This window comes from Pseudoalteromonas phenolica (genome assembly GCF_001444405.1).
In the GTDB taxonomy this organism is placed as follows: Bacteria; Pseudomonadota; Gammaproteobacteria; order Enterobacterales; family Alteromonadaceae; genus Pseudoalteromonas; species Pseudoalteromonas phenolica.
In genome coordinates this window covers 2,081,737-2,102,029 of the sequence record NZ_CP013187.1, presented here as the reverse complement: position 1 = coordinate 2,102,029, position 20,293 = coordinate 2,081,737, and the positions used below count along the sequence as shown (strand labels likewise).

Below are 20,293 nucleotides of genomic sequence, written 5' to 3'. Positions count from 1 at the left end.
GACCCCTAAAAAAGGCGTTTAAAGCTTTGCTGCGAAATGAAATGAGGAGCAATTTAAGAAAAGTCACTTAATGCACATTCTTGTATGAGCCAATAAGACCCTTGGGCGAATCTGCATGATAAATAGAGCACTTCATGCGCTTTAATAGGCTATCTTATATGTTATAGCTCTAAGTGGTTTTATTAAATTTAAGAGAAAAGGCGTCTCAACAGAGTATCACTATGAAAATACATTACCTTGAAATCGTTACCCCAGATGTTGAAGCCGTGTGTAAAGCTTATGAGCACTCACAAAATGCAAGTTTTAGTCAGCCAGATGAAATGTTAGGCGGTGCTAAAACTAGTCTTTTACAAGATGGCAGTATTCTAGGCGTTCGAGGGCCCCTAAGGGAAAACGAAACGCCAGTAGTTAGGCCATATTATTTAGTCGACGATATAGAGGCTGCTGTTCAGCATGTTGAGGCTCAAGGCGCTGAAATAGCTATGACGCCTATGGAGATATCAGAGAAAGGCAAGTTTGCAATTTACATAATAGGCGGCATTGAGCAAGGATTTTGGGAGTTATAACCCAAGAGAAACTTATTCCTTATTTATAAACTCTGGGATTGGATCAGTTAAGCATCTTCAAATTGAAATAAAGAACACAAAATGTTCAAACAATCCAACAGGTTGTTGCCTTTTAAGATTAATCTTGTATAGTTGCTAGCAAGTCGGCATATAGCGCAGCTTGGTAGCGCACTGTCATGGGGTGTCAGGGGTCGCAGGTTCAAATCCTGCTATGCCGACCAGCTTTTCCTTTACCCATTCAACAAATGTAATAAATCCCAAAATAAAATCTCATTTTAAACATTACAAAGCGTTTTGAATTTTTTCATTTTTAAAACAGTAGTTGATCAATTACACCTTCTAAAATTACACTCAAAGATATTAGCGACTAATATTTTTATTACAAAAGCCTGATTGATAAAATGGATTATAAAAATCTCTATAAGTTTCGCGTCATGGATACTAACTCCTTGGCATGTTTGGCTAATTGCCATCTATGGTTTTCTAAATTAGATGATTTAAATGACCCATTTGAAGGTGTCTATGATGTAGATACTTTAGTAGAAAATATGAAACCTAAAGACTTATACGATTTGGCTCGTAAGATACAATGCATGCAAAGGCCGAATGAAAACGTTGAGCAAAGAACTGAGTCATTGATTAAAATGTTTTTAGATAAAGGACAAAGGGACTTTGAATACGCTCACAAACAATTTGTTAAAAAACATGTGCATAAAAGAATGACGGAGATGAGAAAAAATTCTGGAGTTTTATCTCTTTCATCTGATATACCAACTGAAAATCATAGTTTTGACATTCTTAATTCGAATGTGGCTAATTTACATATGTGGTCTTTATATTCGGATGGTTTGAGAGGCTTTGCACTTCATTTTGACGGAGAGGAACTTGCAAGAAGTATTAAAGAGTTGAATGATTCTAAATTTGCTTTTAACCCTGTGAATTATGATATTAGGACAGCAACCCCCCATTTATCAATAGATAAAAGCGAGATAATTGATTCATCTTCTTTGTTCAAAGCTCTAAATACGAAGCATGAAATTTTTTCCAATGAAGTTGAATATAGAGTCCTAAGCAACTCTTTTGGGCTAAAGAAATATTCACCTGAATCACTTAAACATGTTTTCATCGGTGAAAAAATGCCAGCAGACCAAGTTGAACTTTTGAAGATGATTGTTAATTCAAAATATAAAGACACTAGAATACTAAAAGTAACAACTATAAAGAACAGCTTTCATATAGAACTTAAAGAGTTAGATTAAGAATAGCTTTGACTTGAAAAATTATGAACAAACAACAGGGGCAACTCTTACAATTAGCAAAATGAAATCACTTGTTTAATATTTATTTTCCTGACATAACTCGTCAGAGCAGTATGATTTGAACCTACGATCCCTGACACCCCATGACAGTGAGCTACAAACAAATACACATTCATTAATGATAAAAAGACCCTGAAAAATTCAGGGTCAAAATTAATGAATACATTAGATTAAATACTCTCAAACTGCTCCCGCAAACAATCTCGCATGCGTCTTTCTCGCATATTCATCAGACATACCCGATAAATAGTCGGTTAGCACGCGCATTCTTGCATTTTCATCATGTGCTTCTTCAAAGATCACCTGAGTCGTATGTGGCAGTAGCCGCATCGGGTCGCTGGCGAATGCTTTGAATAAATCCATTAACAGGTTTTGACCGCTGAATTCTATTTGCTGCATTTTGGGTTCGCGGATGAGTCGCTCGTACACGAAAATTTTCAGGACTTGCAGAATTGCTGCAAATTCAGGCTCTAGTTCTACGGTGTTTCTAAGTAACTCTGATTCAAACGCATCGTTTTGTGTTTGCATGCTGCTGTTTACGATGAATAAGTTTACAAGCTCGCCAATGGCGTCTTTTCTGAATGACTCATCATCTGAAAATAAACGTTGCGTGAGGCTTTCTAAGTTTTGATTTAACCAAGGTGAGTCGAGCGCTTTGAGCTTTGGCATGGCGTAGTTGTGCCAATCTGATGCTGATAATGTTTCTGTGGCAATGGCGTCTTCTAAATCGTGAACAGCATAGGCGATGTCGTCGGCCATTTCCATGATGGCGCAATCGAGCGACTTAAATTGGGTTTTATTTTTAAAGTCATCCCAAGGTTTATTCGATTGCAGTAGATCTTTATCAGCGTTTGAAAATGGCGCAAGTACCCAGTCAAAAATATCTTGGTCGCAGTTATACACGCCTTTGGCGGGTAGCCAGTGATGGGCGGTAATAAATGACGAAGCAGGGTCGTGCTCAGCTTGTGAATGCCATAGCTGGTTGATTAATGCCGGATATTTTATAAAGCCCAGTAAGGTACGGCGCGTAAGATTCATGCCGAACCCTTTTGAGTAAGGCTCAAGTTTGGCGACAATGCGCAGTGTTTGGGCATTGCCCTCAAAGCCACCATGTTCACGCATCATAAAGTTGAGTGCTGTTTCTCCGCCATGACCAAAGGGCGGGTGGCCGATATCGTGGGCTAAACATAAGGTTTCAATTAAGCTTGTGTTTGGAAACAGTGAAAAATCAGGATGGCTATTTTGTAAGTGGCGTAATAAGCCGGTACCAATTTGTGCAACTTCGAGCGAGTGAGTCAGTCGAGTACGGTAAAAGTCGTTAACGCCAATCGACATGATCTGCGTCTTGGCTTGCAGTCGCCTAAAAGCGGCTGCATGAATAATACGAGAGCGGTCAACTTGAAAAGCTGAGCGGTTATCGTTGGGTCTATTTTTACGTTGTTCACATCGTCTTTGCTGCCAAATCAAGTCCATAAATCCTCGAATATTCCTCATTCTTGTGTATCAAAATAATGACATAATCTCAGCGTATTTTGGGGCCATTCGCGTTTTTTGGCGAATTTATATATAATTACGCGCTTTTGAGTTCATTAATAGTATACATAGTGCAGGTTACAATTGCTTTTCGCAACGCATAAAGTGTGATGTTTAGCTGGTAACAACCCATTCATGGAAGCGGGGAATGCGCTGTTTTATCGGAGAAAAAATGCTAAGAAATTTACTTAAACTGGTTATTGCTGTGGTTGCAATTTATGGTTTGATTTACCCATTTATTCAACCTGAAGAAGTGACTGAAGAGGTGGTTGAAGCGCCTGTTCAAGAACAGCAACCAGTAAAAAAAGTGGAAGTAGAAAAACCACTTCATGATGTAAAGTTACCTGACTTTGCAAATATCAAAGATGTGAGAGCCAAAAAGAAGGCGTTCTTTGATTTCATTAAACCTCATGTAGTAAAAGAAAACCAAGCTATTTTGCAGCAACGCGCGTCGATTGAGATTGCATTAATGATGCTGCAATTTGAAGAAGAGCTGACCCCAACACAAGTTAAAAAACTAGACGATATTTTTGCTTATTACCGTTTGGGTGATGCCGACTATACAGTTGAAAGCCTACAATCTGCTTTGATACATGTTGATATTATTCCAAAAGAATTGGCGTTAATGCAGGCCGCCAATGAATCAGCTTGGGGTACATCAAGGTTTGCGCGAATTGGTCTTAACTTTTTTGGACAGTGGTGTTACAAGAAGGGCTGCGGTTTGGTTCCTAAAAGACGTGCAGATGAAGCAGCTCATGAAGTTGCAGCGTTTAAGTCTGTGAGAGCCAGTGTTAAATCGTATTTTAGAAATTTAAACACCCATAATGCGTACACCGAGCTAAGAGCAAAGCGTGCACAATTACGTGCTGAGAAAAAGCCAATCGATGCAACAGAGTTGACTGCAGGCCTGCTTTCTTACTCTGAGCGCGGTGATGCATATATTGAAGAATTAAATGACATGATCCGTCATAACAAGGCTTATTTTAATGAAGAATAAATTTTTTGCGCTCGCGTTAGCGGCTATTGGGTTTGCTCAACCAGCTATGGCCGATAACTTTGTGGTGTCTTACGATGGCTTTCACGACCGTTTGAAGGTAATCGAAAAAGGTGAGTTCGAGTTTGCACGCGTTAATTTTTATATTGTTGATATTGCTACGCTTGAGCCGTGCAAAATTGCCAAAGGTAAAATTGTAACCGAGAACAGTGAAACGCCTTTAACTTACACTGAAGACGCGCAATTACTATTACCTTATGACGACAAGCTAGATAAAGACAAAGCGGTATTGGTCATTGAGCCACAAAACCCAAAGCATGAGTGTCAGTTAAAGTTCCAGATTGAAGCTGAACACTTTGGGTTAGAAAATTTAACCAAAGCAGATATTTATCAGCTTCACCACGAGTTTGATGAACTGTTATCGGACTTATCTGGCTTCTTTGTAAGTAAGCTAATGAGCTTTTTATTGCCATCACAGAAAGGGATCTCGGTGAAGTTTGATAATCAGGTTACTTTCAATCAGCCCGGTGTCAGTTGCGTGAATAATGTGTGTAAATTTACTGTGGAAGACAGCTGGGAAGGCGATGATTTTAAATTTATCAGTGATTCTATGAGTGCAAAGCCTGTATTAATCACACCTTGGATTGAAAAGTAATCGTTTAAATTAACGGCTTGTTTTATCGATATTGAGAAAGCGTTGAGTTATGAACTCAGCGCTTTTTTTGTGCTTTAACCCGACATAAAGTCGGTTCTACCGAGATGTGGTTTATAAAATAGGGCATTGAAAAAGCAATTTTGTACAAAACAGATTGCTCAAATAGTGTTATAAAAGAAATACCATTATTTAGAGGCAAATCGGTTGGCAAAAGAGCAGGCAAAATATCACTACGCCGATGTATTAAACGGCCTTGAGGTGGTCGATGCACAATACGAGCGACAAACCTTTTCTAAGCATGTTCATGAAGGCTATACCATTGGCTTGATTGAGCAGGGGGCGCAACGTTTTTATCGCAGTGGGGCAAATCATGTTGCGGCTGAAAATAGTATTATTCTAGTTAATGCCGATGACGTGCATACAGGTGAAACAGCAACGGCGGGTGGCTGGAAATATAAAGCCCTTTATCCGACTGTTGAGCACTTTAATCAAATCTCTAAAGATTTAGTAAATAATCAAAGCCTCACGCCTTATTTTAAAGACTCTGTCATTGAAGATGCTCGAATAGCGGCGCAGCTCAGATGTGTATTTGAACAGATTGAAAATGGGGCATCTAAATTACATATTGAAACGCTGTTGTACAGTACCTTGGCACAATTGGCGTCTGGCTATGGCCGCCATGTCGAAGCGGTAAAAGCAGCCAGTGTTGATGTGCAAAAACTCAAACTCGCAAGAGAGTTTTTAGACGAATATACCCAGGTTAACGTCTCGTTAGAGCAGCTAGCGAATGTAGTTGGCTGTAGTAAATTTCACTTTGTGCGCCAATTCAATCAGGCATTTGGTATTACGCCCCATGCCTATCAAATTCAAGCCAGGCTTATCAAAGCAAAGAAGATGCTTCGCGCTGGTGCATCTATTTTAGATACCGCTGTCGACTGTGGTTTTCACGACCAAAGTCATTTCAACCGCCATTTTAAAAAAGCATTGGGCACAACCCCTAAACAGTTTCAACTCACGTCTGTAGTAGCCTAGATAATACCAATCCTCAAAATAGATCACTTATTTAAGGGGATGGGCATAAAAGTAATTTTGCGAGTGCAACTTTGTACAATAAATTGTTTTGAACCCTGTCTATGCTTTAACGACGAACTATTCATCATTGAGCTTAAAATATGGCATCATCCAAACCCCTAACAGAAGAATTAGATAATACAGCACCTATGCAAGCTGAAAATCAACAAGGTAATTTGAGTATTATTGTGCGCGGGTTCATTGATATGTTTCCGCTCTGTGTGGCTGTGATCCCGTGGGGGATCTTATGTGGTTCTTTAGCCATTCAGGTTGGGTTGTCGCCTTGGCAAGCACAGGCCATGTCTTTGTTTGTTTTTGCAGGAGCCGCGCAGTTAGCGGGCATGCAATTAATTGGCTTGGGTAGCCCAGCCATGCCGATTTTATCTTCAACATTTGTGATTAGTTCTCGGCATTTATTATATTCAGCGGTTTTTCAGAGTTACGTGAAAGATTTACCCTTGTTTAAACGTATCGTTTTTGCCTTCTTTTTAACTGATGAAATGTTTGCGTTGACTAACGCCTACATCGCAAAACATAAACGTTTTTGTTATGTATATGCGGTTGCGTCGGGTATTGCCTTTTATGTGATGTGGAATCTAGCCACGCTGGTGGGCATAGTGGCGGGTAATAATATTGATAATTTACAAGCCTACGGATTGGAGTTTGCGATTGCGGCAACTTTCATCGCGTTGGTTGTGCCAGCTATAAAAGACAAGCCTGTTTTGATGTCGGTATTGGCAAGTGGAGTCTCTGTTATGGTTTTAGAGCTGTTAGCATTTGAGTATGCATTAATTGCCTCGACTTTTATAGGTATGTTGGCGGGGTATTACTTTGCAAGAAAGAGTGCCTCAAGAAATATGAACGATAAATACACAACTAAGCAGGAGCAAAGTGATGAGTAACGATCTATTGATAGTATTAATGACAATGATCACTTTCTCATGTCGGTATCTGTTTTTTATGAAGTCACTACCCATCAGTTTAAGCCCTAAACTCCAACATTTGTTGCAGTACACGGCACCATCAGTGTTAACCGCAATGTGGGTGCCGATTGTGTTTTTAGGACATAAAACCGAAGGCGCTGCGTTTTTCCATAGTCCATTTTTGTATGCTGGATTAATTACAGTGTTGGCGAGTTTAGAAATTAAAAATACCTTGGCAGTGGTGGTTGCAGGTATAGGGTCATTTTTGATACTGAATTGGGTTTTATGATTTAAGAGTGAAAAGCGCGATATAAAATCGGCGCCTACAGGTTTGAAATTGGTATTGGAAAATGCTGGCTTTACTTGTAGGTGAGGGTTTATCCCACGCAAATAAAAACGCAGCCCATGGTGGGCTGCATTTTGTTTAGAGTAAAACGTAAAATTTAATACGCGTCGTTATGCACTTTTGCTGCGCGACCAGATGGATCGGCATTTTCTAGGAATGCTTTGTCCCAAGCTAAAGCCTGCGGTGTCGAACAGGCAACTGATTTACCATGTGGTACACATTTCGCAGCAGCTTCACCCGGAAAGTGCTCTTCAAAGATTGTGCGATAGAAATAGGCTTCTTTGCTATCAGGCGTATTGATAGGGAAGCGATATTGCGCATTTTCAAGATCAGAATCAGATACTTGCTCTTCAACAAACTCTTTCAAAGAATCAATCCAAGAATAGCCTACGCCATCAGAGAATTGTTCTTTTTGACGCCATAACACTTCATCAGGCAAATAGCCGTCGAATGCTTCACGAACAATATGTTTCTCAATGCGGCCATCTTTACACATCTTGTAATCAGGGTTGGTGCGCATGGCAATATCAACGAATTCTTTGTCTAAGAATGGTACGCGCGCTTCAACACCCCAAGCGGCCATTGATTTGTTCGCGCGCAAACAGTCAAACATATGCAGTTTTGATACTTTACGGTTTAACTCTTCATGGAACTCTTGGGCATTTGGTGCTTTATGGAAGTATAAGTAACCACCAAATAGCTCATCAGCCCCTTCACCTGAAAGCACCATTTTAATACCCATGGCTTTAATTTGACGGGACATTAAATACATTGGCGTCGATGCGCGTACCGTAGTCACATCGTAAGTTTCAAGGTGATAGATCACTTCTCTAAGTGCATCTAAGCCTTGCTGAACAGTAAAGTGAATAGGGTGATGCACGGTCCCAATTTCATCTGCGACTTTTTGTGCAGCGGCTAAATCTGGTGAGCCTTCAAGACCAATAGAAAAAGAGTGTAGTTTAGGCCACCATGCATCAGATTCATCGTTGTCTTCAATACGTTTTGCGGCAAACTTTTGGGTAATGGCTGAAATAACCGAAGAATCTAAACCGCCAGACAGTAATACGCCATAAGGCACATCACACATGAGTTGGCGTTTAACTGCAGCTTCAAGGCCGTCTTTTACTTCTTCAGCACTTGCTGGGTTGTCTTTCACCGCATCAAATGACTGCCAGTCACGTTGATAATAGCTATGTAGTGTCCCTTCTTTTGAATACAGATAATGACCCGGAGGAAACTCTTCAATACTGGTACAAATCGGTGTCAGCGCTTTCATTTCACTGGCGACATAAAAGTTTCCGTGCTGATCCCGACCCGTATAAAGTGGGATAATGCCAATGTGGTCACGACCAATTAAATAAGCATCGTTTTCTTCATCGTATAAGCAAAAAGCGAAAATACCGTTTAGATCATCTAAAAACTCAGGACCTTTTTGTTTGTATAGCGCCAGGATGACTTCGCAATCTGATTCGGTCTGAAATTCAAAGTCGGTTGTTAAATTCTCTGCTAGCTCTTTGTGATTATAAATCTCACCGTTAACTGCAAGAATATGCGTTTTCTCTGGATTGTATAGTGGTTGCGCACCACTTGAAACCCCAACAATCGCTAAGCGCTCATGCACTAAGATGGCTTTATCTGAAGAGTAGACACCTGACCAGTCTGGGCCTCGATGTCGCAGTTTTTTTGACATCTCAATTGCTTGGCTTCGCAACTGAGCGGGATCTGTCTTAAGTTCTAGTACACCAAAAATAGAACACATAATTACCTCATTCCTGTTAATTGCTGTCTGCGCATAGCCTTTTAGTTAGGCATAGTTAAAGAGTTGTAAAATTGCGCAGCTACAGTTTCTATAACTAACAGAAAAAATTAGTTAAGTCACATAGATAATTAGGCTTAAAATGAATTTTTTATGTCAAAGCTGGTGCAATAGCAAAACACTATTGCACCAATATGAAGAAGAGAGAGAATTATTGTGGTTAATGTGTGGTGCCAGCGGCTACTTTGAGATCGGGGCCGCTTGAAAGTCCATTTTTTATCAATAGCTTAAGTGCAGCAACAACCGTTGTTTGACTCATGCTTGGTGCACCACTGTGGTGCACAGCTTGCTCAGGTAAAAATGGAATATGGATAAAGCCACCTTGAATTGATTCTTCATTCTCACCAAAATGGCGCGCTATATAATCGAGTAAGCCAAACATCACATGGTTACACACATAAGTACCAGCTGTATTCGATACTTCTACAGGAATTCCCGCCTCTAGCAAGCCTTTATACATGGTTTTAATAGGGAGTTTGGCAAAATATGCAGCTGGTGCATCATCAATAATGGTGATATCGACTGGTTGATTACCGGCATTGTCAGCAATGCGAGCATCATCGATATTAATGGCGATACGCTCTATCGAAATATGAGAGCGGCCGCCTGCTTGACCAATACACAACACTAAGCTTGGCTGATGTTTTTCTATCGCTTGATATAAGTGTTCAAGGGAGCGCCCGAACTCACAGGGCAGCTCTACACACTCAACCTGGTGGTCATTAATGCTTTGGCCATGTAATTGTTTTACCGCCTGCCATGATGGGTTAATACTTTCGCCACCAAAGGGTTCGAAACCCGTTAGGAGCACGGTCTTTAATTCGGTCTTGGTCTGTTTAGTCATTAAAGATCACTCCGTACATTAAGAAAATATTGATAATAAGTAATGCAATAGCCGTTGGGATCTGCACTTTTATAACTTGATATTTGTCTTTTAAATCAAGCAGTGCGGCAGGCACAATATTAAAGTTCGCAGCCATTGGCGTCATCAGCGTACCACAGTAACCAGAATACATACCTATGGCGACAAGTGGTGCTGCGGCAGCGCCGTGGCCTTCAATTAAAAATGGCAGAGCGACACCCGCAGTCATCACCGGGAAAGCCGCAAACGCATTACCCATGATCATGGTAAATAGCGCCATACCAACACAGTACAACACCACTAACATAAATCGGTTATCTGGCGAGATAAATAGCTTCACAAGATCTTGTATTGCTGTGCCGGTGTTAGCTACGATAAATACGCCACCTAACATGGCGAGCATTTGCGGTAAAATAGCCGCCCAGCCAATTGAATCAACCAAACGGCGCGATTCAGAGAGCGCTTGGAAAGGCGAGCCTGAGGTAAAACGCCAAGCAACAATCAGTGCAACACCACATGCGAGGGTGAGTGAAGCAAGCGTTACATGTTTTTGGTCAAATAAATACACCTCAGCAATGTTCAAATTACTTAAAAGCAATGTACAGACCACAGTGACTACTGGGATTAAAACTGCGGGCACAAACAACTTATTGCCTATTCGCTTAGCGTCACTTTCAAGTTGCTCTGCTGATGGCTGGTGGTACGAGCCCATCGAGACCTTGCCAAAGCCAGCAAGTAAGGCAATGGCGATGACACTAAAGCCAACCCACTGATAGGTGAGAGACTCGCCAATTAATTTTATTGAGAGATCGCCAAATAAAAATACATTACCAAACAAGAACCAAAATAGGGCAGTGGTGTATTTTTGGGGATGTTGTTTATCTTGTAGGGTTTTAACCACTAAAAACATCACCACAAAGCCAATCAAAAGATAGATGTTTTCAATTGAAATAATGGCTGTGCTATTCACTGTATTCTCGTTTACTGGGGCACTCATGATAATGCCCCCTCAGCGTTTTTCGTTTGTTGTGATTTATGCTCTGCAATGAGGTTTCTAATTTTTGCTTCAAAGCGCGCTAGACGGAATAGGTGTACAATTAAAGCGGCGATGGCAGTTGGAATAGCCCAAAGACCAATATGCAGAGGTTCAATGCCCGCAATGCCATTTTCTTTTAAGAAGGCGTCCATCAAAAGTACAGCGCCAAAAGCGATAAAGATATCTTCACCAAAAAACACCGCGATGTTGTCGCAAGCCGCGGCGTGGGCACTAATTAAGTCTTTAATTGGTTTAGGCAAATCACCATGCGTATTTGTGGCGGCGCCTAATACCATTGGGGCAAGTAATGGGCGAACTGTTTGCGCTTGACCCGCTAGGCTTAATAAGCCCAAAGCCGCTGAGCATTCACGTACTACAAAATACATACTTAAGATACGGGTGGTCGTAGCGCCTTTGATGTTAGCAATCCAAGTTTTTGCGCGCTGCTGCAGCCCGTAACGTTCTAGAATAGCTATCACAGGCAAGATAAGTAAAAAGCTGGCGAGTTGGCGGGAATTCATAAACTTTTCGCCAAAGGTTTCGATTAAGGCGATAAAGTCCATATCCACGGCAATGCCTGTGGCAAGACCTGCCGCGGTCACAACCAGTAGTGGGTTGAACTTTAAGGCAAAGCCAACCACAACGACTAGAATGCCAATCAGCGGCATATAGTTTAAATCAAACATGATGTTACTTCTTATTTTCAAATTGTTGGTTTGCGATTTTGAATCGCGTTATTTCTTGTTCTTGTTTTTTCAATGCAGTGTTAGCCTCATCAAAATCTACCAGCTTAAAGCGACAAGTTTTAGTTGGCGCTAATTGGCTAAAATGACGTAAGTCTGCTTGGATCACAGAGGCAATAATTGGATAGCCACCTGTTGTTTGGCAGTCATTGAGCAAAACAATCGGAGTGCCTGTTGGCGGCAATTGTATAACGCCGGGATGAACACCTTGCGAATCAATGCTTTTTTGGTGCGGTAACAGTGTGGGATGCTCTAAACGGGCACCCATACGATTACTCAAGTCGCTGATCGTCCAAGTTTTCGATAAAAGCTGTGCCAAATAATCCTCTGGCAAGATATCACAATGTGGGCCTTTGAGTACTCTTACCACGTTAGTATAGTCAGTAGGCTTTATAGCCAGCTCTGAACAAGGAACACAGCTTTCAGAGAAGGGAATGACATCACCTTTTTGCAAAGCGTTACCCTTGAAACCGCCAAATTGGGTTTGGCAGTCGGTACTGCGAGAGTTCATTAGATTCGGTACATCGAAACCATTCTCTACACATAAATAAGCGCGTAAAAACTCTGGGTGACTGGCAAATTTAATGATGTCGCCAGCTTTTGCATGGTAGCGCCATCCAGGGTAGAGGGCTGTAGAATTAAGTTTTGCATTCAGGTTGCCACCGGTAATAGCAAAATTACATGGCTGAGTAAATTCAAATTCAGCTAAACCAACAGTAATTTCAATACAGGCGGCAGTTTCTATATTACCCAGTAGTGCATTGCCAGCTTTCAATGCGATTGGATCTAGTACGCCAGATTGCGAGACACCTAAATGACGATGCCCGTGACGACCTAAATCTTGAATGCTACTGAAAACGCCGGGTTTGATTACTCTTAGCATCAGCGGTGCTCCTTTGGAATAAACCTGACAACGTCACCGGGTGATAACAAGCTTGGCGAATCAGTATGAGGGTCAAATAATGGTTGCTCGCATCTACCTAAAAGGTGCCAACCTCCGGGGGAGCTAGACGGGTAAATAGCAGTAAGAGATTCTGCTATTGCAACACTGAGTGCAGGTACATGCGCCCTTGGCGTGGCTTTTCGAGGCAACTTAAGTTGCTCTGGGAGCGATTCTAAATAACCAAATCCAGGTAAAAAGCCTAAAAATCCGACCTGATAGTCTACAGAGGCATGTAACTCGATGACTTGTTTTTGGCTTAAACCGGTAAGCTCAGATATTTCATTCAAGTCAGGGCCGTATTCACCGCCGTAGAAAGTATCGATTAGATGTGTTTTAGGGATGAATGCTTCAGGTTCACTCTTTGCCCACAGGGTGATTAGTTGTTCTAACCAATAATCAGCTCGAGTAAAATCATTGAGGTAGAAGGTAATAGATGAGTTGGCTGGAACTATGTCAAAAAAATCATTGGTATTATTTGCGGTTTGTGCGAGCGCAAAGATTTTTTGTCGTACTTCCTGAGTAATTAATCCGTCAATTGATAGAACTAATGCTTGTTCACTAAGTTGATAGCATTGCACGCAGGTCATGGTTGTTCCGATTATTATATTTATTTTCTTATTGTGTCATAACAGACAAGTATTGAGTACCTTGGCGACAAACCAATACAAAAAAGCCACATCTTTAAATGGATGTGGCTTTTAGATTAACTGTTTTAACTGAAGCAGGTATTACTGCTTGTTAGTTAAAAGCCAGTTACTTAGCATACGAACACCGTAACCTGTGCCGCCTGCTGGGATTTCATCTTTTGCAGAGTTCGTTAACGCATTACCCGCGATATCGATGTGTAACCAACGTGTGTCACCAGCAAAGTGTTGTAAGAATGATGCTGCAGTTGTTGCACCAGGGCCACCTGAACCAATGTTTGCGATGTCAGCAATTGGTGACTTAAGCATGTCTTTGTAGCCTAATGGTAAACGCCATACCGGCTCGTTTACTTGCTTACCAGCAACAGTGATTTGGTCAACTAGCGTTTGGTCATCTGAGAAGATTGCAGAATAGCGGTTACCTACTGCACGGATCTTAGAACCTGTTAGTGTTGCCACATCGATCATGATCTCTGGCTTGTAGTATTCACGCGCATACCACATAGCATCACTTAATACTAAACGGCCTTCAGCGTCAGTGTTTAACACTTCAACACTAATACCTTCAGCTGTGCGAAGTACATCACCCGGTGCGATTGAGTTTTCTGACACCATGTTTGCAGCCATACCCATAACCGCAACTACGTTTACGTCTGCTTTGCTTAGTGCCATTGCTTTAACAGTACCAAGTACCGCCGCAGCACCTGCCATGTCAGATTTCATGCGGTTGATAGATGAGCCAGTTTTGATGCTGTAACCACCTGAATCGAATGTAATACCTTTACCAACAAGTGCGATTGGTGTGCTGTTATTACCTTCATAGTGTGCAACAACTAGACGTGAACCGTCTTTAGAACCACGACCTACACCTTCAAGTGCGCCCATGCCAAGCTCTTTAAGTTTAGCAGGCTCTAAGATAGTTACTTTAACGCCGTATTGCTCAAGCTCTTTTGCTGCTTTTGCGAAATCAACAGGTGTCATTTCAGTTGGTACTTCAGACGTTAGATCACGTGCTAAAAATACACCTTTTTCGATGTTTTCTAGTTGCTGGTACGCTTTCGATGCTGCTTTTTTGTTAGCTACATCGATGTTGTAAGTTACGTTAAATTTGTTTGGCTCTTTTTTATATAGCTCAAACGTGTAATCACGTAAGTTTGCACCGTGTGCAAGTTGTGCTGCAAGGTCAGCGTTGCTCACTGCGCCTTTTACATCTTCAAACGCAATTGTCGCTTTATTTACTTTTTTACCTTCAAGTTTAGCGTGTAAGTTAGCACCAAGCTTAGCCATTTTTGCTGAGTCAAGCTTGTCTTCTTCACCTAAACCAACCACTAATATGCGGCCATAATCGCTGTCAACTGGTGCGATTACTTCTAATGTTTTACCGTAAGCACCCTTGAATTCAGCTGTTTTAATAGCGCGATTAATTTGCTTTTTGGTATCTCTATCTAAGAAATCAAATTGTGTTGCTGCTTCGCCGGCTTGGAAAACAACAAGCGCATCACCCTTGCTTAATTTAGAGTTGAAATTGAAGTCTGCTGCAAATGCGCTTGATGCAGAAACTGCTAACGCGATTGCACTGATCTGTGAAACAAATTTCATAGTACATTCCTAGATAAATAATTTGTTGGCTTTTTACATTAAATTCGAAAAAAAAGACACTCAATGTCGTTCAATTTACGAGTTTAAACGGTGGATGAAAGTAAATTCACACCCACAAGGTCATAGTTAATAAGTTTCAAGCACATTTTAGGTCAATTAAATGAAAGTAATAATTACGATTCTGTCTGCCTTGCTATTTTTTCCTCTATTTTCAAATGCAATGGATAAAGACAATGCAACTTCTCATATTCAAACATTGGTGCTGGGTTCGGGATGTTTCTGGGGGGCTGAAAAAGGCTATGAGCAGTTAGAAGGGGTGTTAGACGCTGAGTCAGGTTATGCAGATGGCCGTGGCTTTAAAGCAACCTATAAAGAAATCATCAAACGTAAACGACGTTTTGATGACAATAATTATGCCGAAGTCGTGAAAGTTACTTACAACGCCAATATGCTCAGTACACGCGCATTGCTAGAACATTTTTTTGAAAAGCATGATCCGACGCAAGAAAATCGCCAAGGTAATGACATTGGCACGCAGTACCGTTCAACTATCTTGTATAACACACCTGAACAGCTCACAGTGATTAATGAGGTAAAAGCAGAGTTTCAGGATTTATTAAGCAAGGCTGGGTATGGAGCAATAAAAACCCAAGTGAAGCCACTTGAACAATTTTATCGTGCCGAAGAATATCATCAAAACTACATTGCTAAAAACCCAAATGGTTACTGTCCTGATCATTCTACTGGTGTGACATTTAAGCAAACAAAACCAAGTAAAGTTGATAACAGTTCATTGCTGGTGGGCAAGCAAGTGGTGATTATTGATTCTCGCAATTACTGCCCATATTGTGAAAAACTTAAATCTACCGTTCTAAACGACTATCAAGGCACGATCCCATTAACCTATCGTTATGCAGATCAACTTAACGGTTTAGTGGTTCGTTCTGCGACATGGGCAACCCCCACTATTTTATTTTTTGAAAATGGCAAAGAGGTGGCAGGTTTTCAAGGTTATATGACCCGTGAAGATTTTTATCAAGCGCTGGGTGCATTTAAATTAGGAGAGTCAGAAGCGTATGAAGTGGCTTTTCAAAAAGGAACTGATAGACCGTTTTGTAAAGAGTATGACTTGTTTAAGAAGACAGGTGAGGGCGTGTTTATTGATAAACTCAGCGGTGCGCCATTGTTTGAAACATCAAAACGGTTCAACTCAGGTACAGGTTGGTTGTCGTTTACTCGTCCTGTGAAAGACAGTGTTACTTACCATGATGATAATAGTTTTGGTATGAAACGTATTGAAATACGTTCTAAATCAAGTGGTATTCACCTTGGCCATGTTTTTAAAGGTGAAGGTCCAAGAGGGCAAGATAGATACTGCATTAACGCTACCGTGTTAGAATTTAAAGAAAAAGTATAAATTTAATTACAAATCACAATAAATTAAGTCTGCGTTCTGTAGAACATGTTTATGCTAAATGATGCAAAAGTGCACTATTTTTCATTGTTTAGCGTATACTTTAAGTGAAATAAATGCGTGAGTTAGGGCAAAGTTCTATTCGCAAGTATTAATCTTTTAGATGGTGTAGTTTTGGACCAGAATTTATTTTTACTAACAGTTCATAGGCAATTTAACCGCCTTTTAAGTGATTTAGCGCTCAGTTCAGATATTGCTCCTTTTTTGAAAGAAGTGATATCAACAGTTGAGCGATTTTTGCCTGGCTGTAAGGTCTCTATTTTAACACTCAATAAAAAACACTTAACACTTCACAGTGGTGCTGAAAATAATTTGCCTGATTTTTACAATGATGCAATCGAAGGTGTAAAAATAGGCGAAAATGTGGGCAGCTGTGGTGCGGCAGCTTTTCTGAATAAACCTATAATTGTAGGTGATATAAATACGCATGAGAATTGGCAGCCTTATTTAGCACTAACACAAGAAGCTAACCTACACGCATGTTGGTCGATACCTTTTACAAATTCACATAAAGAGGTAATGGGCACATTTGCGATATATCACCATGAGAAGAAAGTTCCCACAGAAGCCGAAATAGAAATTGTAAAGGTCGCAGCCTTGATTACTTCAGTTGCGATGGAGAAGTTAAAGTTAGAAGAGCAATTGATTTTCAGTGCTACGCATGATGAGTTAACCCGCCTTCATAATCGAGCATACTTGAATGAGGCCGGTGAAAACTTTCTTTCCTTTTGCTCCAGAAATGAAATGATTTGTTCAGTACTTTTTATCGACTTAAATAAGTTTAAGCGTGTCAATGACGAACTAGGACATAAAGTAGGTGATGAGTTACTCATTGATGTTGCAAAAGTGATTAAAGAACAAACACGAGATAGTGATATTTCTTCAAGGTTCGGGGGAGATGAATTTATTATCATCATGAAAAATACATCTGAAAATGATGGTGAATCAGTGGCCAAAAGGATTTACAAAGCTATTATGCAAAGCGTTCCTCGCAAAATATTAGAACTTGAGTTTGGCTTGAGTATAGGTATTGCTAAGATGTCTTCAACTGACAAGAAATCACTTAAAGCACTTATTCATACTGCAGATGAAGCAATGTATTTTGCTAAGAATAACAATTTAGGTGTTTACGCTAAGCAATAAAAAGCAGTGAAGTTTGGTACAACCGAGTGGATTCGAACCACCGACCCCTACCATGTCAAGGTAGTGCTCTAACCAACTGAGCTACGGTTGTATAAAAGGAAATTTGGTACAACCGAGTGGATTCGAACCACCGACCCCTACCATGTCAAGGTAGTGCTCTAACCAACTGAGCTACGGTTGTACAATGCTAGGAAGTTCCTAGGCAACGGCGGCTAATATATAGCGCTGAAATAAAATGTTCAAGCGTTGAAGCTAAAATTTTGTTTAATTGCAGTTTTTTTGTTCATAACGGTCTAATGTCACACGCTTTATAAAAGTTTTGCCACCATATTACGTGCTCTTTGCTTGTTTGTTTTAACTGGTTAATTAACGAGTTCTTACTTTCAACATCGACTATCTCTGACAGCTCTGGGTGTGATTGCCACAATTCAAACAACATAGGAGAGGTCTTTTCGAGTAGCCCTGTTAAGTCGGCCTGATACCCCTGAATTTTGTTTAAATAAAATTTATTGAAAATCGTATTTAGAATCTGCGGCTCTTTTTTACTTTTACCCTCTCTACATACCAAGTTCATATAATCAAAACTTGATATCCACGATGTAAATTGTTGGTTGTACGCGATTTGCAGTTGTGCGCTTGATAAAAGCTGCCTAATAAATCGATTCTGATGTAATTTTTCTAATGATTCTGTAATTGATGAGGTTTGAATTAAGGAAATTTCTAATTTATTTATTCTTTCACGTATGTAAATCAATTCATGAAGCGCTTCTAATGCACTGGCACTACTGTATTTGTTATTGTCGGTTGGAAGAAAGTCGCTGGTAAGTTGCAATAAACCTTTTAATTCAGCTTCATTAAAAAGCATATAATTAAATTCGTTCATTAGGTTTTGCTGCTTTTCTACAGCTGCATTTTTAAGTGTAGCTTTTAGCGATTCATTTCTTGTGAGCGGGTCCTTTAAGCAATCATTAGCAAGTTTAATGAACTGAATTTGATACTTTAGACGCTCACTGGCAACTTGCGTTTTACCGAGCTGGTTATTTCTTTTTGCAACTAAGTTAGAAAGCTTGCAGTGCCCCAGTGAGCCTAGTTCGAGTATAGAAATTTGAAATTGTGATTCAAGTTTAGATACAACAGGTATTCGGGTATTTTTTAATACCGGCCTGTCAGGTGCATCGCCTAACACGCTATTTAAACGTGCTTTATAATCTTCATTGACGTCAGTAGCGTGCTCGGTGCACGCTGAAATGAAAAATAAACAGCTAATTAGTAACCATTTTTGCAAGACGAGTCCTCACACTAAGTAAGAGTAAACAGGCGGCAACAGATAAGCCTACGATTATGCCAATCCAAAAACCTTTTGCGCCCATTGGTTCAACGAGCCAGTTTGTTTTTGCCAGCACATAACCTAAAGCAAAACCGATCAACCAATAAGATACAAAAGTAATCCCCATGATAGGCTGAGTATGTTTCAAGCCTCTGAGTACACCGCTGGCTGCAACTTGAAGAGCATCTGGTAACTGATAAAAACAAGCTAAGATGATGATCCCCATTGCCAACTGAGCAACTTGGTCATTTTGAGTATACAAGTAAGTAACCGGCTCTCTGAATATAAATGTAACGAGTGCGACAAAGAAAGCGATCATTGCCGCCAGGCAAAAACTCGTAAAAATGGCCGTTTTAAGTTGAGTGTATGCTTGTTGGCCTGAAAGGTTACCAATACGAATTGCAATGGCCATAGAGAGACTCAAAGGCATCATAAATAATACGGCAGTGACACTCGCAGCAATCTGGTGTCCAGATACCATAATGGCTCCTAAGTCAGCAATAAAAAGCGGAATACATGCAAATAAAGTAACTTCAAAAAATGTCGCCATCGAAATTGGAAAACCAAGTTTAGTTAGGTAAAACATGGATCTAAAGTTTGGCTTTTCAAAGCGACTAACAAGCCAACGGCCTTTTAATTTATTGCTATTAAAACTATAGATAATTTGACTCAACGCCATTGCACATGCCACTAGGCTTGTCGCCACACCACAACCTGCAGCCCCCATTGCTGGCATGCCCAATTTTCCATAGATGAAAATATAGTTAGCAACTACGTTTACTAGTAGACCTATAATACTGATATAAAAAGTTACCTTAGTCAGGCCAATGCCTTCTGAAACGTTCCTGTAAACGTTAAAGACTAAAAAGCCCAGAACACCCCACTTTACATACTCAATATAAGCTTGTGAGGTGTTAATGATTTCAGCTTTCGCGCCGAGCTTTGAAAATATATATGGCGTGATGAGAGGAAACAAAAAGACCAACGCACTTAAAATGGCAACTAAAAATAAGCTTTGTTGGAAGTAGTGTTTTATCCCTTTTTTGTCTTTAGCGCCATGGCAGTGGGCAACCACGCTGGTCAACGCCAGTAAGATCCCTTGTAAAGAAAAGATAACTGGATTTAATACCCCTGTTGCAATTGACAGAGCTGCAAGATCATTAGCACTGACTTGGCCGGCCATCATAGTGTCTACCACTGACATTAAGACGAGAATGATTTGTGCAAAAAAAACAGGGATTGCTAGTTGCAGAAGGCGCTTGGCTTCCCAAAGGCTAAATTTCATAAAGCACGACGTTA

The 20,293-nt window shown here is 40.5% G+C and carries 19 protein-coding genes and 3 tRNA genes; 10 read left to right on the top strand and 12 right to left on the bottom strand.

Annotation, left to right across the window (positions count from 1 at the left end; translation table 11 throughout):
- Positions 1 to 221: 221 nt before the first annotated feature.
- The 3 genes from PP2015_RS09200 (at position 222) to PP2015_RS09190 (ending at position 1,825) form a co-directional block, all read left to right on the top strand.
- Positions 222 to 566: a VOC family protein gene (locus tag PP2015_RS09200; RefSeq protein WP_058029988.1), complete on the top strand. Its 345-nt coding sequence runs from the start codon at positions 222 to 224 to the stop codon at positions 564 to 566.
- A gap of 144 nt (positions 567 to 710) precedes the next feature.
- Positions 711 to 787, top strand: a tRNA-Pro gene (locus tag PP2015_RS09195).
- 213 nt (positions 788 to 1,000) lie between these two features.
- Positions 1,001 to 1,825, top strand: a complete 825-nt coding sequence (locus tag PP2015_RS09190) for a DUF2971 domain-containing protein (RefSeq protein WP_169792725.1) — start codon at positions 1,001 to 1,003, stop codon at positions 1,823 to 1,825.
- Between the two features lie 240 nt (positions 1,826 to 2,065).
- Here the strand turns inward: PP2015_RS09190 and PP2015_RS09185 are convergent, their stop codons facing one another.
- Complete coding sequence (locus PP2015_RS09185; RefSeq protein ID WP_058029986.1) at positions 2,066 to 3,358, bottom strand: anti-phage deoxyguanosine triphosphatase; 1,293 nt, start codon at positions 3,356 to 3,358, stop codon at positions 2,066 to 2,068.
- 232 nt (positions 3,359 to 3,590) lie between these two features.
- Here PP2015_RS09185 and PP2015_RS09180 point away from each other — a divergent pair, with 232 nt between their 5' ends.
- From PP2015_RS09180 to PP2015_RS09160, 5 genes are all read left to right on the top strand, one after another.
- The gene (locus tag PP2015_RS09180) at positions 3,591 to 4,415 is read left to right on the top strand and encodes a glucosaminidase domain-containing protein (protein ID WP_058031597.1); all 825 of its coding nucleotides are present in this window, start codon (positions 3,591 to 3,593) and stop codon (positions 4,413 to 4,415) included.
- Positions 4,405 to 5,067, top strand: coding sequence for a DUF2987 domain-containing protein (locus PP2015_RS09175; RefSeq protein ID WP_058029985.1), 663 nt, complete (start codon positions 4,405 to 4,407; stop codon positions 5,065 to 5,067). The genes PP2015_RS09180 and PP2015_RS09175 overlap by 11 nt, the downstream gene beginning before the upstream one ends.
- Before the next feature lie 204 nt (positions 5,068 to 5,271).
- On the top strand, positions 5,272 to 6,099 hold the full coding sequence (locus PP2015_RS09170) for an AraC family transcriptional regulator (protein WP_058029984.1): 828 nt from the start codon (positions 5,272 to 5,274) through the stop codon (positions 6,097 to 6,099).
- 140 nt (positions 6,100 to 6,239) lie between these two features.
- Positions 6,240 to 7,040: an AzlC family ABC transporter permease gene (locus PP2015_RS09165; RefSeq protein ID WP_227009252.1), complete on the top strand. Its 801-nt coding sequence runs from the start codon at positions 6,240 to 6,242 to the stop codon at positions 7,038 to 7,040.
- The gene (locus PP2015_RS09160; protein WP_058029983.1) at positions 7,033 to 7,350 is read left to right on the top strand and encodes an AzlD domain-containing protein; all 318 of its coding nucleotides are present in this window, start codon (positions 7,033 to 7,035) and stop codon (positions 7,348 to 7,350) included. The genes PP2015_RS09165 and PP2015_RS09160 overlap by 8 nt, the downstream gene beginning before the upstream one ends.
- A 154-nt stretch (positions 7,351 to 7,504) precedes the next feature.
- On the opposite strand, the gene asnB is transcribed toward PP2015_RS09160, so the two are convergent.
- The 7 genes from asnB to PP2015_RS09125 form a co-directional block, all read right to left on the bottom strand.
- Positions 7,505 to 9,166, bottom strand: coding sequence for an asparagine synthase B (gene asnB / locus PP2015_RS09155; RefSeq protein WP_058029982.1), 1,662 nt, complete (start codon positions 9,164 to 9,166; stop codon positions 7,505 to 7,507).
- A gap of 217 nt (positions 9,167 to 9,383) precedes the next feature.
- Positions 9,384 to 10,067 (bottom strand): pyroglutamyl-peptidase I, encoded by a 684-nt coding sequence (pcp, locus tag PP2015_RS09150; RefSeq protein WP_058029981.1) that lies wholly within the window; start codon positions 10,065 to 10,067, stop codon positions 9,384 to 9,386.
- On the bottom strand, positions 10,060 to 11,082 hold the full coding sequence (locus tag PP2015_RS09145) for a DUF979 domain-containing protein (protein WP_058029980.1): 1,023 nt from the start codon (positions 11,080 to 11,082) through the stop codon (positions 10,060 to 10,062). The genes pcp and PP2015_RS09145 overlap by 8 nt, the downstream gene beginning before the upstream one ends.
- Positions 11,079 to 11,807, bottom strand: coding sequence for a DUF969 domain-containing protein (locus tag PP2015_RS09140; RefSeq protein WP_058029979.1), 729 nt, complete (start codon positions 11,805 to 11,807; stop codon positions 11,079 to 11,081). The genes PP2015_RS09145 and PP2015_RS09140 overlap by 4 nt, the downstream gene beginning before the upstream one ends.
- Positions 11,808 to 11,811: 4 nt before the next feature.
- Complete coding sequence (locus PP2015_RS09135; RefSeq protein ID WP_058029978.1) at positions 11,812 to 12,747, bottom strand: 5-oxoprolinase subunit C family protein; 936 nt, start codon at positions 12,745 to 12,747, stop codon at positions 11,812 to 11,814.
- Positions 12,747 to 13,394: a 5-oxoprolinase subunit PxpB gene (gene pxpB / locus PP2015_RS09130; RefSeq protein WP_058029977.1), complete on the bottom strand. Its 648-nt coding sequence runs from the start codon at positions 13,392 to 13,394 to the stop codon at positions 12,747 to 12,749. Before pxpB ends, PP2015_RS09135 begins: the two co-directional genes overlap by 1 nt.
- A gap of 141 nt (positions 13,395 to 13,535) precedes the next feature.
- Entirely contained in the window at positions 13,536 to 15,050 is a 1,515-nt protein-coding gene (locus PP2015_RS09125; RefSeq protein ID WP_058029976.1) for a leucyl aminopeptidase, read from the bottom strand.
- A 220-nt stretch (positions 15,051 to 15,270) separates the two neighbouring features.
- Here PP2015_RS09125 and msrA point away from each other — a divergent pair, with 220 nt between their 5' ends.
- Both msrA and PP2015_RS09115 read left to right on the top strand, forming a co-directional pair.
- Positions 15,271 to 16,467, top strand: coding sequence for a peptide-methionine (S)-S-oxide reductase MsrA (gene msrA / locus PP2015_RS09120; RefSeq protein WP_058031595.1), 1,197 nt, complete (start codon positions 15,271 to 15,273; stop codon positions 16,465 to 16,467).
- Between the two features lie 171 nt (positions 16,468 to 16,638).
- Positions 16,639 to 17,667 (top strand): sensor domain-containing diguanylate cyclase, encoded by a 1,029-nt coding sequence (locus PP2015_RS09115; protein ID WP_058029975.1) that lies wholly within the window; start codon positions 16,639 to 16,641, stop codon positions 17,665 to 17,667.
- A 14-nt stretch (positions 17,668 to 17,681) separates the two neighbouring features.
- On the opposite strand, the gene PP2015_RS09110 is transcribed toward PP2015_RS09115, so the two are convergent.
- The 4 genes from PP2015_RS09110 to PP2015_RS09095 all read right to left on the bottom strand — a co-directional run bounded on the left by PP2015_RS09110 (position 17,682) and on the right by PP2015_RS09095 (position 20,279).
- Positions 17,682 to 17,758 (bottom strand) — tRNA-Val (locus PP2015_RS09110).
- A gap of 13 nt (positions 17,759 to 17,771) precedes the next feature.
- A tRNA-Val gene (locus tag PP2015_RS09105) sits at positions 17,772 to 17,848 on the bottom strand.
- 102 nt (positions 17,849 to 17,950) lie between these two features.
- Positions 17,951 to 18,952 carry a DUF3080 family protein gene (locus PP2015_RS09100; RefSeq protein WP_058029974.1) on the bottom strand — a complete coding sequence of 334 codons (1,002 nt, stop codon included), beginning with the start codon at positions 18,950 to 18,952 and terminating at the stop codon, positions 17,951 to 17,953.
- Complete coding sequence (locus tag PP2015_RS09095) at positions 18,930 to 20,279, bottom strand: MATE family efflux transporter (RefSeq protein ID WP_058029973.1); 1,350 nt, start codon at positions 20,277 to 20,279, stop codon at positions 18,930 to 18,932. The genes PP2015_RS09100 and PP2015_RS09095 overlap by 23 nt, the downstream gene beginning before the upstream one ends.
- Positions 20,280 to 20,293 lie beyond the last annotated feature (14 nt).

What these genes read in the sequence shown, in the direction of transcription:
- PP2015_RS09185 (WP_058029986.1), bottom strand. Translation starts at nt 3,358, where the DNA reads ATGGACTTGATTTGGCAGCAAAGACGATGTGAACAACGTAAAAATAGA.
- PP2015_RS09135 (WP_058029978.1), bottom strand. Translation starts at nt 12,747, where the DNA reads ATGCTAAGAGTAATCAAACCCGGCGTTTTCAGTAGCATTCAAGATTTA.
- PP2015_RS09175 (WP_058029985.1), top strand. Translation starts at nt 4,405, where the DNA reads ATGAAGAATAAATTTTTTGCGCTCGCGTTAGCGGCTATTGGGTTTGCT.
- PP2015_RS09095 (WP_058029973.1), bottom strand. Translation starts at nt 20,279, where the DNA reads ATGAAATTTAGCCTTTGGGAAGCCAAGCGCCTTCTGCAACTAGCAATC.
- PP2015_RS09145 (WP_058029980.1), bottom strand. Translation starts at nt 11,082, where the DNA reads ATGAGTGCCCCAGTAAACGAGAATACAGTGAATAGCACAGCCATTATT.
- PP2015_RS09190 (WP_169792725.1), top strand. Translation starts at nt 1,001, where the DNA reads ATGGATACTAACTCCTTGGCATGTTTGGCTAATTGCCATCTATGGTTT.
- asnB (WP_058029982.1), bottom strand. Translation starts at nt 9,166, where the DNA reads ATGTGTTCTATTTTTGGTGTACTAGAACTTAAGACAGATCCCGCTCAG.
- pxpB (WP_058029977.1), bottom strand. Translation starts at nt 13,394, where the DNA reads ATGACCTGCGTGCAATGCTATCAACTTAGTGAACAAGCATTAGTTCTA.
- PP2015_RS09180 (WP_058031597.1), top strand. Translation starts at nt 3,591, where the DNA reads ATGCTAAGAAATTTACTTAAACTGGTTATTGCTGTGGTTGCAATTTAT.
- msrA (WP_058031595.1), top strand. Translation starts at nt 15,271, where the DNA reads ATGGATAAAGACAATGCAACTTCTCATATTCAAACATTGGTGCTGGGT.
- PP2015_RS09160 (WP_058029983.1), top strand. Translation starts at nt 7,033, where the DNA reads ATGAGTAACGATCTATTGATAGTATTAATGACAATGATCACTTTCTCA.
- PP2015_RS09165 (WP_227009252.1), top strand. Translation starts at nt 6,240, where the DNA reads ATGGCATCATCCAAACCCCTAACAGAAGAATTAGATAATACAGCACCT.
- pcp (WP_058029981.1), bottom strand. Translation starts at nt 10,067, where the DNA reads ATGACTAAACAGACCAAGACCGAATTAAAGACCGTGCTCCTAACGGGT.
- PP2015_RS09140 (WP_058029979.1), bottom strand. Translation starts at nt 11,807, where the DNA reads ATGTTTGATTTAAACTATATGCCGCTGATTGGCATTCTAGTCGTTGTG.
- PP2015_RS09200 (WP_058029988.1), top strand. Translation starts at nt 222, where the DNA reads ATGAAAATACATTACCTTGAAATCGTTACCCCAGATGTTGAAGCCGTG.
- PP2015_RS09125 (WP_058029976.1), bottom strand. Translation starts at nt 15,050, where the DNA reads ATGAAATTTGTTTCACAGATCAGTGCAATCGCGTTAGCAGTTTCTGCA.